The following is a 13269-nucleotide window of genomic DNA, read 5'->3' on the forward strand; positions in this document are numbered from 1 at the left end:
GGTCAGTGGCCGGTGATTCACTCGTTGTAGATGTCCAGCTCGCCGACGTATTTCTTCTGGATCGCGGCGAAGGTACCGTCGGCATGCACGGCGGCGATGCCTTTGTTGATCAGTGCCTTGAGCTCGGTGTCGTTCTTGCGCAGGCCCATGGCGATGTCCAGGGGCAGGGTCGGGTCCTTGATCGCCGGGCCGCTCTTGAAGTCGGCGCCTTCTGGCTTGGACAGGAAGTTCAGTTCGGCTTCGAGCTTGTCGGTCAGGGTCGCATCCAGGCGTCCGTTGATCAGGTCGGCGTAATTCTGGTCCTGGGCCTGATAGGCCATGACTTGAACCCCGAGCGGGGTCAGCTTGGCGCGGGCGTAGGCCTCTTGCAGCGAGCCCTGCAATACACCGATCCGCTTACCCTTGAGCGATTCGGGGGTATCGCCGAAGCCGGCATTCTTGCGGGTGATGACTGAAGTCGGGCTGAGGAACAACCGGTCGGAGAAGTCGATCTGTTTCTGCCGCGCGGGAGTGACGGCCATGGATGACATGATCGCGTCGAACTTGCGTGCGCGCAGGGCCGGGATCATGCCGTCGAATTCGTTGTGCACCCACACGCATTTGACCTCGAGCTTGGCGCAGATCGCGTTGCCGAGCTCAATATCGAAGCCTTGCAGGCTGCCATCGGCGGCAACGGATTCAAAAGGGGGGTAGTCGGGGAAGACGCCAAAGCGGATTTCTTTCCATTCCTGGGCCTGCGCCACGCTGGCGCACAGTGGCAGGACAAGCGCAGCGAGGAGCTTTTGCAGTGAGGTCATTTTCAGAATCCCTGTGTGTTGTAGTTGGATTAGGGCAGTAGAAAGTTGTCTGGCCTTGGCTTGGTCGTTTGATGACTCTTCGGTCGGGCCAAGAATGCGTGAAGCCTGGGTTTTTTTTGTGTCGTTAAACCTTTGTGAGCTGCGGAAATCGGCTGTTAAAACTTTTGTTACAGCTGAATCGGCTGTGGCATCGCCTGTTTAGGCTTTGTGGCAGCGTTTTTCTCACCTGCCGCGTTCAGAACGCGGCAGGCAAGAGGGCTCAGGCGCGCTTCTTTTGTGGCGCCGCCACCTGTGGCTGCAGGCGGGCGAACAGGTCCTTGGGGTTTTGCAGATCAGGCACCAGTTCGATCTCGCTGCCGATGTCCAGGGCCCGAGCCACGTCGAGCACGTAGCGCAGCGCGGAATAGTCTTCCAGGGCAAAACCGACCGAGTCGAACAGGGTGACGTCCTGATCGCTCTCGCGAGCGGCGACTTCGCCGTTGACCACGCGCCAGAACTCGGTGACAGGCGAGTCCGCCGGCATCTGCTGGATCTCGCCTTCGATGCGGCTTTGCGGTTCGTACTCGACGAACACCCGGGCACTGTCGACGATGTCGCGGTGCAGTTCGGTCTTGCCCGGGCAGTCGCCGCCGACGGCATTCAGATGCATGCCGGGCTCGATCATGTCGGCGGTCAGGATGGTGGCGTAAGCCTTGTCGGCGGTCACGGTGGTGACGATATCGGCACCGCGCACGGCCTCGACGACCGAATCGGCGATAACGACCTTGATCGCCGGGAAGAGGGCAAGGTTATCGGCCAGTTTGCGCGTGGCCTGCGGGTCGATGTCGTACAGGCGAATCTCGTTGATGCCCAGCAGGGTATGGAAGGCCAGCGCCTGGAACTCGCTCTGCGAGCCATTGCCGATCAGCGCCATGCTGCGCGAGTTGGCGCGGGCCATGTAGCGCGCGGCCAGGGCCGAGGTGGCGGCGGTGCGAATCGCCGTGGTCAGGGTCATTTCGCTGAGCAGCACAGGTTTGCCGGTGTCGACGTCACCCAGCGCACCAAAGGCCATGACCGTGAGCATGCCGCTTTGGGTGTTTTTCGGGTGGCCGTTGACGTACTTGAACGCGTAGAGCGAAGCGTCGGAAACCGGCATCAGCTCGATCACGCCCTCGGGCGAGTGGTTGGCCAGCCGCGCGCATTTTTCGAAATCCTGCCAGCGCAGGTAATCCTCACGAATGTATTCGGCCATTTCAGACAGGCACTGGAGCAGGCCTTTGCGGGCGACCAGGTGGCTCAAGTCGTTGACGTCGATATAACGGGTCATGCTGATTTCCTTCTTTGAGCTTTTTTTTTTGAGAGGGGGGGATCAGTTGCGCGTCGGCAGATGGACTTCGGCGAGCATGCAGCGGGCGCTGCCGCCGCCGATGCGTTCGATATGGTCGATGTTCACCACCACCGGCCGGGTGTGACGTTCCACATGCTGGCGCTGGGCCGGCAGCAACGACTGCCAGGCACTGCGCGACATCACCAGCAGGGGCTGGCCGTCCTTGTCGTGCACTTCGAGCATGTTGCCGGCGAAGGCTTCGAGCTGGTCGTAGTCGAGCGCCAGGATGTCCTTGCCGGTGTCGTGCAGGGAGCGTTGCAGCGCCTGGCGCTCGGCTTCTTCAGGCAGTGCCTGCAGGCAGACCACGGAAAGCTCGCGACCGACGCTCATCATCACGTTGCTGTGGTAGATCGGCGCCTGATGGCGATCGACCGCGTGGAAGGCACAGATGCGGTAGTCCAGCCGCTCGGCGAACTGACGCAGGGCATCGACGTGGGTGCGACCGGAATGGCAGGCGTAGCTGATCCGGTTTTCCCGGTCCAGGACCATGCTGCCGGTGCCCTCCAGGAAGATGTTTTGCTGCTCCAGGGTGCTCAGATCGATGGTGGTGCGGATGGCGAAACGCTGTTCGAGTACCTGCAGCACACCCTTGTTGCGCTCCAGGCGACGGTTCTGGCCTTCCATGGGGTAGAGCACCAGGCTGCCGTCGGCATGGCTGCTCCACCAGTTGTTGGGGAAGATCGAGTCCGGGGTATGTGGTGCTGGCGTGTCCTGCACAACCAACACTTCAACGCCATTCTCGCGCAGGGTCTGGACATAGCCGTCGAACTCTTCCAGCGCTTTTTGCTGCGCCCGTTCAGGGTCCAGCAATGGCTGTTGGAAGCGATTGTTGACGGCGGTATCCGGGTTGAAGGCGAACCGCGTGGGGCGGATCATCAGGACGGTATTTGTTGTTTGCATTTGGCACGCATCCAGGGCTTGGCAATGTGCTCATTTTCCGCTGGATGACGCCGGGGTTCCGGCTGAACTGGGTAGGGTATTCAGCCGGGAAAGCTGAAAAGTGGGGTGTGGCAGCCGAAACGGCTGTGGTGGGAGGGGCGGGCGGTGTTCCGCTATCTCGTTCCCACGCGCCGCAAAGGAATGCAGTGGCAGACCCTCCGCGTCGAGACGCAGAGCGTCAGGAGAGGCATTCCCACGCGGGAACGAGAAAATGCTCGATTTGCCGCTCATACAAAAAGCGGCTGCCCTGAAATACCTGATGCAAATCGGCCCTGAGTGCTTACGCTTTCGTCGTCAGTCTCGATCGCCTGGTTGAGATATTTGGCCCGATCCGGCGTAAAGGTCACTACCATCCCGGTGCGGCTGCAGGTCAGGGTGTATTCCTGGCTGGGATCGATCAGCAAGTCTTCGCCCCGCAAACCCTGCCATTGGGCCAGGTAGTTCAGTGCACCGTATTTCTCCAGCTTCTTCAGCTGGCGGTCCACGCCGCCTTTCCAGCCGAGTACCGGGAGTTCGCCAGCTTGGCAGCGTTCGGCGATGTCGGGGGATTTGAGGGCGCGCTCGCGGCCCAGTTCCCAGCAGCGGATCAGGCCTTTGTCGGTGCCTTGCCAGGTTTCGAACCAGCCGAGGCTGGGGCGGATGGGGGTCGTGATCGAACGATGGACAATCATTGTCATTGGATCTCCTTGGGTGTCTCGGGATGGATGGCAATATGCTACTAATTGGCCGCAGCTGCATCCTTGAGGGAAAACCTTAGGTTACATTTGGACAGATCGCCATTCTGATGGTGGGGCTGCTGTGCAGCCCAATCGCGGGCAAGCCCGCTCCCACAAGCTTCGCGCGTAACATGCAGGCGCGGCGGGGGCGCTTAGCCTTCCCGGTCATACGCTCAAAAACACCTCATACAACGCAACGTTCTCCTCTTTCTCCAGAAGAAACCCATCGTCCTCGGCATAGTATTTGGCCTTTTCCGGATGCTCGCCGGCAAAGCGCCGCACAGCCTCGATCGAATCCCAGACGGTTATCAACAGGAAATGGGTCTGCGCCCCCTCGTCGCGGCGGGTGAAGTACACCTTCAACAGCCCGTCGACCGAGCCGTAGTCAGGCGCAGCTCGCACTTTCATGAACTGTTCGTACTGCTCGGCATCCTCGCTTTTCGTTCTTCCGTGCCAGAGTCGGACAATCATCTTGCACCTCGCTTCAAGGCGTTGCCTGTCGTTACACCAGGGCCTTGTCTTGTCGGCAATCGAGCACCAGGCACGCTCCGTCCAGTTCACTGCTGGCTACCTTCAGGCTGAACCCATGAAGGCTGACAATCGCCGCGACTATCGACAAACCCAGGCCGAAACCGCTGTGCTGTTGTCCATTTTCAGCCCGATAGAAGCGTTTGAACACTGCTTCGCATTCGGCCTCGGGGATGCCGGGGCCGCTGTCATGGACTTCGATGCGGGTGCTGCCTTGCTGGTTGCTGGCGCGCAGGATCACCCGGCCACCGGGCGGGGTGAACTTGATGGCATTGCCCCGGCGTATGTTGCCCTGGCGGGGTTCGACCCGTTGCTCAATGAGGGTCGCGCCTATGCGCAACGCTTGCAGGCCCATGGCGTGGGCCTGCATGTCGCGTATACGAAGGCCTGGTGCATGACTTTCTGCGCATGTCGATGGTGACAGGTGAGATCGACGCCATTTATGACGAGTTGGCGGGTGCATTGCGCGTGGCAATGCACCCGTCGGCGTGAACCGGAAGTTTTAGCATCGAGGCTGCCCGGGCGGCCTCGATCACGTCTGTTTCTCAGCCCGAAATTCCCGTTGGGCGAGGCTGTTGTTCCAGCTCGGTCTTCTCATTGACCAGTTCCCGTTTCCCGGTTTGATACGTCAGGGTCAACGCCAGGTAGCGCTCCTTGTATTGCTCTTCGGTCAGTTCGGCCTGTTGTTCCCATAGCGTGCTTTGGCTCGCTTCAAAACGTTGGTCGATGGGGGCGAAGTCGCTGGCGTATTTGTGCTCCAGGAAGTCGATCCAGAAATCTCGTTCAGCGATGAAGTCTTGCAACTGGGAGGTTTCTTCCAAGGCCAGAATTTGTGCTTCTGCCGCATCCAGTTTCGCCAGAGAGACCCCGGCAATCTCCTGGAAATGCATGGTCCTGGGCTGGCCGGGCAACTCCAGCCGATGGGCAAGCCCTATGCGATAAGCGAGGTGGACTTCCAGGTCATCGACAGTGTCCACGCCCGTGATAGCCGTGCGATCGGCAATATCCCGAGTGGCAATGTCATTGAGTTTTTCCAGGCGAAACAACCCGCGCGCAAGGGTAAGCAGCCCGCTGGAATCCTGTGCGTTCAGCGCCCGGGAGTGGACGTTGAATACCAGCGTCTTGACCTCCAGGGCACTGAAGATCACCAGGACACTGTCCGCGCAGGTTCTGGGGATGGTTGCCAGGTCGAACAGCTCCTTGCGCAGGGCCGTGTTTTCATAGGCAGCATCGACTGCCTGCCAGACGCGTCGCGTCAGGTCATTGCGCGTGTGCTTGAAGTCAGAGGTCCCGGTCAGGTCTGCCAGCACGCGCATGAAATGCTCCGATGCCGGTTCGGCCGAAAGGCGCTCCCAGCGTTCATTTTTTTGTGCCCACAGCGAATCATCGGCATCAGGTAACCAGAATGTGCGCACGTGAGGCGCGGGAATAGTGCTATGGCTTGGGCCACTGGGGTAGAAATGGTTACGGTCATGATAATCGGCCAGCCGTACCAGTGAGTTGGCGGACAGCGGGTTATCGTGCAGAACGATATGCTGGACCAGACGCGGGTCTGCCTCGAACAAGGTGTCGGGAAGCTCGCGGATCCGGTTGTCGCGCAGGTCGACACGAACCAGGTCCAGGCGATCGAGCAGTCCGGTGGGCAAGCGATCGATACCGGTGTCGCGTAAACGTAGAATCCGTAAAAGATTCAGGTGGCTCACGTCCGGTAATTCACTGATGCGGTTAAGACTCAGGTTGAGTTCCTCAAGTCGCCTGAGCCCACCGAGCGTGGCGATATCCGCTGCGCTCAGGCGAATTCGATTGGCCTGCAGGTTCAGCGCCCTGAGCGAGGTCATCCGTCCCAATGCCGGCGGTAAAGTCGTGAGTTGATTATCGCTGATATCCAGCCATTGAACACCGCTGAAATGCCGCATGAACCCTTCGGGAATCTCAAGCAACTGTGCATCATGCAAATTCAGGTCGACCACATGGCTGAAGTCGGTACCCGGCGGTAGTTCGGGTAGTTGTCCGATTCGACTGCCTTCCAGGTTCAGCCGATAACCCAGCAGGCTGCCGTCTGGGCGGTCGAGGCGGGCGGTCTGTCGCCGCCAGCAGCGCCGTAACTGATTGGCGACTTGTACGCGCTCGGGTGGTCTGCGTGACGTCGACGGGCCAGATTCATGCACCCACCGGCTCAGCGCCTGGTCGAGGCTTTCGAACTCACGTTGACGGCGCAGCAGCGCCACCCGGGCATCAGCCCCCGATATGCGCAGCGCGCTCAGGAGGTTTTCGATCTGCTCATTGGAAAAGTCCGGGTAGAGTCGACGAACCTGACCGGCCACCGATGACCTCCGTGCTGTAGGGTCGCCACGTCCACTCAAGGGGTAGCCAATCCGCCCATCGTCAAGTCGCCGGGGTGGGTTGAACCAGGCGCGATCCGGCGCCTGGCCGAGCATCCGCGCGGCGTCCTGGCGTTTTGTGGTGGCCAGCCTTGCCAGCGCAAGGCGCGGATCGTCGGCGGTTTCAGGGCTTGTAAGGTCCACTGCGCTTTGCTCGTGCAGATGCAGCGACAGCTTGTCGGTGTCGGGATTGATCACCGAGTCGAGGTAGAATCCTTCAATGGCCCGATTCAGGCGAACTTCACGCAGGTGTTTCCTGGCTGCTTCGGCCATGGGCAGTGGCACCCGCATTTGCGTGGTCAAGCGTGTTCGTTCGGCGCTGGTGGCGGCGTCGATCAGTTGTTCGACCACCGGCAAGGGCAGCCCGGGGAACTCGCGGCATACCGTCGTTTCGGGCCCGGTTACCGGGCGGTTGCGTGCACTGTAAAGCGTGTCGAACAGCTTTGGACGCTGTTCTATGGCATGCTCGGCAATCTGTTGCGCGGTCAGGAATTCATCCGTGTCCTCACTACTCGACAGCAATTGTGCCTGCTCATTGAGCACATCCCAGATACTGCTCAGAACGACGTCACCGCGGATAGTTGCCAACGTGTTTTGGATACCCGATATCGGGTCCGCTGCCTCCATCTGTTCGATAAAGCGAGTGAGCTTCTGATCCAGCTGCCAACGCGCAACGGCATCGAGCAATGCGCCTGGGGGCGCCAAGTTGTTCAGGTGAATTCGCCGCAGCGCTGCCTCATCCAGCCCTGTCACGGCCAACACTTGCTCGATAGCTTCATTGGAGAGCGCCGTAAAATTCGAACCCAGGCGTCTGAACAGGTAGTGCTCGCCTTGCCACTCCAATGGGCTATCCAGCGCTGCCCGCCAGGCGCCGACACCGTTATGTTCAAGGATGGGGGCATAACCCTGGGCCCTGCTCGGGTGGCGCAGGCGCCACTTGCCCGTTGCAGGGTCAAAGTAGGTCGAATAGGTTTTGCCGTCCATGCGGACATAGTGTCGGTTGCCGACTGCAAGCAGGCCTTGTTCGTCTTCGCTGGCCTGGGCAGAAAGCGCCGGGTCAACCTCGTAAGGCGTCAAGTCCGGACTCCACAGCCGGCTCTGGCCGCTGTCGAGGGTGATAGGCACCAAACCGTCGAAAAACCTTGAAGCGGCAGACGTCGTGGCGCCAATCACTGCACCCACGCCTGCCACCAGTGCCACGTTCTGCGCTACGTCGGTCAGGCGAGAGAGCGCCTCGCGGCGGTCACCTCCGCGCCAATCCTCGATGCCGTGGAACACTTCGCTCATCAGCTCAACCGCCGTAACGGCCAGCACGACTTCCGCCACGCCCGGGACAAAAAACGAAGCCGCACTCAGCAGGTTCATGCCAAACGTCTGCGCTTGCCTCCGTTTTTCTTGCAGGGTCTTGAGGTCTTCGTCTGCCGTCGGTACGGCCAGGAAGCGAGCATCGGCCATGGTTTTTTCAATCGACAGCCGAACCCATTCATCGAACGGATCAACCTGGACGAGAAGGGTACGCAGGTCCAGGCTGGCGTTGTCAGCGAGCGCCTGCTCCAGCGCCTGCTGAAATGTCGGCATGTTTTTGCGCGGCACCAGCTGATAGAAAAGCTTGCGGTAGTCCTCCTGTTCCAGGCGCCCCTTCAAATAGTTTTCACAATCGTCCCAAGTGGTGAATTCCTTGAGTGGGGAAACGGAGTCACCCGAGATGTAGATAACCAGCTTCGACAGCCGGTATTGTCTCTGGGCATAGAGGTCAAAGGTGCCAGTGGGCCTCCATGTCTCGAACAGCATGATGTTCGACAGTGGCTGCCCCAGCATGTTCAGGCGCTTGTGATAAACCTTGAGGCCTTCCAGGGTCACATCGGCCTTCAGCTCGCTGACCTCGAGCAACATGCGATACGCAAGCCCCGATATCTGCTTTTTAATGACCGCAATGTACGTAGCCACGGCCAGGTCGTGGCGCTTGTTGTCCTTGAGGGCTGAACGAACGCGCGCCTGGGCCTGAGGCGCCGTTTCGTGTTCACTGGCAGCCGGGTTGAAAATGGCGTTGAGGTGAGCCTGGTACTTTGCGCCCAGGTCCAGGGTCCGGCACAGGTCGACAAATTGTTCGGGCTTGATCTGTACGGGCAGGGGGCTGTCGTCGCCGCGCACCAGCCCGCTCCAATTGTTAGAGGCCCATGAACTGGCAGGGCTGGCCTCGAAATTATGCAGCGCCGCTTGCAGTAGAGACTGTTTGAAAGAGCTGTTGCGCCACTCGCGATTGCCCACTGGGCGTAAATCCGAGACCAGCGTTGTCGAGCCCTGAAGGTAAAAGTCGCTATAGATGTCCAGCCCGTTGCCGAACTGCCTGCGCAAGGCGTCGCTCAATAACGGTGCGGCAAATTGATGGATGCCGCGCAGCCCCTTGAGCAGCTCGCGTACCTTGCCATGATATTGATGACTCAAAAGCAGAGTTTCGCTCAGTGCCTTGAGTGCTGCTGGGTCGGCTGTGTTCAGCCAGGCGGGGAGATTCTGTTGTACCAACAGCTCGTTGAACGCGCCTGCAGATTCAATGCTGGATAGGAGGGCGGTTGGATTTTCTGATCCAGACATATGATCGCTCCGTGATGTGATAGGAGCGGCCAGCATAAATTCGTGCGCCGGGGCGAAATCGATAACTAATTACTTTTGTCGGGTCGTGCAAGGCGCACCCGTTGCCAGGTGCGCCTTCACGCGCCATTAGGTTGGTGACGACATAGCTGTCCAGATTGGCTTGCTGGCCCAGTTCGCCCAGGGCGCTGTGGGGAGAGGTGGCTATTCGGGCGACAAACGGCGATATTCGATCTGACCTGAATACAAGGCAATCCCCGATGGCTGGCGCGCCGTGGGCAAGAGCGGCCTGAAAAAGAAGGACTGCCTGGCCTGCATCGACGAAGTCTGGACCAACATGCGGCCGCTGAGCCTTCGCCAGAAAATGGCAGCAAGCGCGGCGGCTCAATAAGGAGACCCAAGTCTCGACACTGACCCTGTTTTGCCTGCCTTACTCGGGCGCCAGTGCCATGGTCTACAGTCGCTGGCGACGCAAGTTGCCGGCATGGCTGAACCTGCGCCCGGTCGAGTTGCCAGGGCGCGGCGCGCGGTTTGGCGAACCCCTGCAGACCGACATGCAGGCCCTGGCCCGGCAACTGGCCGGCGAGCATCGGCTGGCGTCCCAGCAACCCTACGCGCTGTTGGGCCACAGCATGGGGGCGCTATTGGCCTTCGAACTGGCGCACGAACTCCAGGCGCTGGGTTGCCCTGCGCCCGTTGCCCTGTTTGCCAGCGGAACCGCAGCGCCGACGCGGCGCGAAGATTACGATCGCGGTTGGGCCGAGCCCAAGAGCGATAAAGAACTGATCGACAACTTGCGCAACCTGCAAGGCACGCCTGAAGAGGTACTGGCCAACGACGAGCTCATGAGCCTGACCTTGCCGGTGCTGCGCGCCGACTTTCTGTTGTGTGGCCGCTACTGCTACCGCCAGCGGCCAGCCTTGCGCTGCCCGGTGCATGTGCTGGGCGGTGAGACGGACAAGGCCAGCGAAGAACAATTGCTGGCCTGGAGGCAGGAAGGCTGCGGCGATTTCTCACTGGAGGTCTTTCCGGGCGGGCACTTCTTTATTCACGAGCATGAAGAGCGAGTACTGGGGGTGCTGCAGGCATCGCTGGAGCCGCATCGGTTGTCGGCGTGAACTCAAGGGCATAAGGACATAAAAAAGCCCGGCGGGTGAGGCCGGGCTTTTGGGTGGGGTACTGCGGATGGGCGACTCATGCACTGATGGTGGTCCGGGAACGAGAGAACGCGCCGTTAGTGGCTCAAAAGGCTGTCGCAGTGGCGCACCCGCTCGACCGCATGGCGGGCGCAGTTTCTGATATTGCCGGGAGCCCCTGCGTGTCGTGCGCGACCCCGGCTCATGCGTTGCACGCAGTACATCAGACACGATAGTGGAGCGCACCGAGTGATGTACTTAGAGTATATCGCAGGGCCTTGCATCATCCTCGCGATGATGATGCGGTGCCAGGGTGTGATGAGGATCCGTGTTCTGCAATCCGCCCTCCAGCCAGTGGAGCGTGGCTTCCTCTGCACGACGGATCAGCTCACCGGTTTGCGAGAAGTCATAGGTGTTGACGGCCAGCGGGCACAACGGAGGGACGACGATCAGCTCACATCGACCGCTGAAGCGATCGACGTCGGCCAGGAGTTGGCGCATTGCCATCAAGTTGAGCGAATGCATCACGATGGCCAGCGCACCACGGGGCGGCGCCTGCAGTACGCATGGCGACCCCGTCGGTATGATCACCAGCCGGGTCGCGCCCAGGGAAACCGCCGCGCTGATCGGGGTATTGCTGGAAACACAACCGTCTATCAACGACCGGCCCGCGATGGTCACCCCCGGAAATACCGCCGGGATGGCCGCGCTGGCGAGCAGCGCCTCTTCGATCTCCCCCGAAGACAGGATGACCTCGGTACCGTCCAGCACGTCAGTGGCAACAACGTGACAGGGCAAGGCGGCCTCCTCCAGACGCCGATAGGGTAGCTGCGAGGCGATGAGCGCGCGCAATTGGCGGGGCAGCGCGAAGTGGTCGCGCCGCCCGAGCAGGCACAGCACGGTGCCCAATGTCGAGAAGGGAAAGATATCCGTGCGCCGCAAACTCATCCAGATTTGCTCGAGGCGCGCGATGCCGGCTTCGTCCGGGCTCGCGGCATAATAGGCCGCGTTGATCGCACCCACCGAGGCACCGACGATAAAATCCGGCTTGATCTGCTCTTTGTTCAGCGCCTTGAGCATGCCGACCTGGACTGCGCCCAGGCTGCCACCGCCGGCCAGTACGAATGCGGTCTTGCGGGTTGTCTGTTCAATCATGCAAACCGTCCGGACACTTATCCGACCTGCGCGAAGGGGTCAAACCTGCAATGCCGCCTCGATGCACAGGTTCTCCAGATCTCGGCCGACCGATGCCGCCGCGACCAGTTCGCCGGCACGGAAAAAGCGTGCAGTGAAGTCCCGCTGCGGCAAGCTGCCGTAAATCCGAACCTCATCCCAACCGCCGGCATAACCGGTGTAGCGAAGGTCCAGGCCATAGTGGTGGGTCCAGAAAAACGGTACATCCGTGAAGGCCTGTCCGGCACCGAGCATATTGGCAGCGGCAGCCTGGCCCTGGCGCTGGGCATGGACCCAGTGCTCGATCCGGATCGGTTCACCGCCGTAGGGGTAGCGTGCAACATCGCCGGCTGCGAAGAGGCCGGCAACCGATGTCTGCAGGTTGGCATCGACCAGGATACCGTCCTCTACCGCAAGCCCTGCCGCCGCCGCGAGCTCGGTGCGCGGCGTGACGCCGGTGCCCAGTAGCAGCAGGTCGGCGTCAATCGCGGTGCCGTCCGTCAAGGTCAGCACCTTGCCGTTGAAGCCTTTGACGGAGGAGCCCAGGTGAAATATCACTCCCTGTTCCTGGTGCAGGCCGGTGATGAAACCGCCCAGTTCGCGACCGAGCACAGCCTCCATCGGTACCTCCTCAGGCGCTACCACATGCACCTCGAGCCCGCGCGAGCGCAGGGCCGCCGCGGCCTCCATGCCGATGAAACCGGCGCCGATCAACGCCACCGACGTTGCCTCCTTGCTTGCCTCGACAATGGCCCGGGCATCGTCCAGCGAGCGCAGTACGAAGGCATTGGGCAGGTCGAACCCGGCAATGGGCAAGCGCCGCGGTTGCGCGCCGGTTGCAATCAGCAAGGCGTCATAGGGCAGTTGTTCGCCTGCTGCGGTGATCACCTGGCGCGCTGCGGTATCGATCGCGCTGACGTTGCAGCCCAGCCGCAGGTCGATCTTGCGATTGGTATAGAACTTGGGGCCCCGCAGCGGGATCCAGTCTTCCGGTGCGGTCCCGGCCAGGTAGTCCTTGGACAGATTGGGGCGATCATAGGGGGCCGACGGATCGGCGCTGAGCATCGACAATGTACCGCCATAGCCCAGCTCGCGCAGCCGCAAGGCCGCCGCATAACCGGCAGCGCCGCCACCGATGATCACGATGCGTTCGGGTCGGGGTTGCTGTGCGGGTGGTTGCGCCGGCCAGTCGACGGTTGCCTCGGCCCGCACGAACAGGGTCTGGCCGACGATTTCCAGGCGCCATGTTGTCAACGCCGAGAAGGCGGGTGCCCGCAACGCGGCCCCCGTGCGCAGGTTGAAACAGGCATGGTGCCAGGGGCAACGGATTTCGTCGCCGATCACCAGGCCTTCGGCCAGTGGCGCACCATAGTGGCTGCAGCGCCCGCTGAGCGCGTGAATGCCGTCATCGAGTCGCACCAGCAGGGCGGGATCGCCATTGACATGGCCGGCGAGCACGCCACTCTCCGGCACGCTGGCCAGGGGTACGCCTTTGCTGAAGTCGGGACCGGGGGGAGGGGGGTCTGTTTGTGCCATCGTGCGGCTCCTTGGATGGAAAATCCGCCGGCTCTGCAGCCGTTTTGCAATGACCAGATGATCAGGGGCGTTGGATTGAGCCAGTGGGGGCCAAGCCAACTTCATCTG

Annotated in this window: 10 protein-coding genes and 2 pseudogenes; 3 read left to right on the forward strand and 9 right to left on the reverse strand. The window is 61.1% G+C overall.

Annotation, left to right across the window (positions count from 1 at the left end; genetic code table 11):
* Window positions 1-17: 17 nt before the first annotated feature.
* From NVV94_RS08575 to NVV94_RS08600, 6 genes and pseudogenes are all read right to left on the reverse strand, one after another.
* Window positions 18-797 carry an ABC transporter substrate-binding protein gene (locus tag NVV94_RS08575; protein WP_258446770.1) on the reverse strand — a complete coding sequence of 260 codons (780 nt, stop codon included), beginning with the start codon at window positions 795-797 and terminating at the stop codon, window positions 18-20.
* A gap of 259 nt (window positions 798-1056) precedes the next feature.
* The gene (locus NVV94_RS08580) at window positions 1057-2103 is read right to left on the reverse strand and encodes an ornithine cyclodeaminase (protein WP_258446771.1); all 1047 of its coding nucleotides are present in this window, start codon (window positions 2101-2103) and stop codon (window positions 1057-1059) included.
* A 42-nt stretch (window positions 2104-2145) separates the two neighbouring features.
* Entirely contained in the window at window positions 2146-3063 is a 918-nt protein-coding gene (gene ctlX, locus NVV94_RS08585) for a citrulline utilization hydrolase CtlX (RefSeq protein WP_258446772.1), read from the reverse strand.
* A 266-nt stretch (window positions 3064-3329) separates the two neighbouring features.
* Entirely contained in the window at window positions 3330-3779 is a 450-nt protein-coding gene (locus tag NVV94_RS08590; protein WP_408733457.1) for a hypothetical protein, read from the reverse strand.
* Between the two features lie 204 nt (window positions 3780-3983).
* Entirely contained in the window at window positions 3984-4289 is a 306-nt protein-coding gene (locus tag NVV94_RS08595; protein WP_258446773.1) for a hypothetical protein, read from the reverse strand.
* Window positions 4290-4320: 31 nt separating this feature from the next.
* A pseudogene (locus tag NVV94_RS08600) lies at window positions 4321-4620 on the reverse strand (sensor histidine kinase); the annotation flags it as partial.
* Here NVV94_RS08600 and NVV94_RS08605 point away from each other — a divergent pair.
* On the forward strand, window positions 4537-4767 hold the full coding sequence (locus NVV94_RS08605) for an alpha/beta hydrolase (protein ID WP_258447652.1): 231 nt from the start codon (window positions 4537-4539) through the stop codon (window positions 4765-4767). The pseudogene NVV94_RS08600 and the gene NVV94_RS08605 overlap by 84 nt on opposite strands.
* Window positions 4768-4891: 124 nt before the next feature.
* Here the strand turns inward: NVV94_RS08605 and NVV94_RS08610 are convergent, their stop codons facing one another.
* Window positions 4892-9319 carry an NEL-type E3 ubiquitin ligase domain-containing protein gene (locus NVV94_RS08610; protein WP_258446774.1) on the reverse strand — a complete coding sequence of 1476 codons (4428 nt, stop codon included), beginning with the start codon at window positions 9317-9319 and terminating at the stop codon, window positions 4892-4894.
* A 235-nt stretch (window positions 9320-9554) separates the two neighbouring features.
* On the opposite strand from NVV94_RS08610, the pseudogene NVV94_RS08615 reads away from it, so the two are divergent.
* Together NVV94_RS08615 and NVV94_RS08620 are read left to right on the forward strand one after the other, a co-directional pair.
* Window positions 9555-9707 (forward strand): annotated as a pseudogene (locus NVV94_RS08615) (MbtH family protein); the annotation flags it as partial.
* A gap of 58 nt (window positions 9708-9765) precedes the next feature.
* Window positions 9766-10434 carry a thioesterase II family protein gene (locus tag NVV94_RS08620; RefSeq protein WP_258446775.1) on the forward strand — a complete coding sequence of 223 codons (669 nt, stop codon included), beginning with the start codon at window positions 9766-9768 and terminating at the stop codon, window positions 10432-10434.
* Window positions 10435-10710: 276 nt separating this feature from the next.
* Here the strand turns inward: NVV94_RS08620 and NVV94_RS08625 are convergent, their stop codons facing one another.
* Both NVV94_RS08625 and NVV94_RS08630 read right to left on the reverse strand, forming a co-directional pair.
* Complete coding sequence (locus NVV94_RS08625) at window positions 10711-11607, reverse strand: patatin-like phospholipase family protein (protein ID WP_258446776.1); 897 nt, start codon at window positions 11605-11607, stop codon at window positions 10711-10713.
* Window positions 11608-11646: 39 nt separating this feature from the next.
* Window positions 11647-13161: an FAD-dependent oxidoreductase gene (locus NVV94_RS08630; protein ID WP_258446777.1), complete on the reverse strand. Its 1515-nt coding sequence runs from the start codon at window positions 13159-13161 to the stop codon at window positions 11647-11649.
* Between the last annotated feature and the right edge of the window lie 108 nt (window positions 13162-13269).

Origin of the sequence: Pseudomonas sp. LS1212 (assembly GCF_024741815.1) — a bacterium.
In the GTDB taxonomy this organism is placed as follows: Bacteria; Pseudomonadota; Gammaproteobacteria; order Pseudomonadales; family Pseudomonadaceae; genus Aquipseudomonas.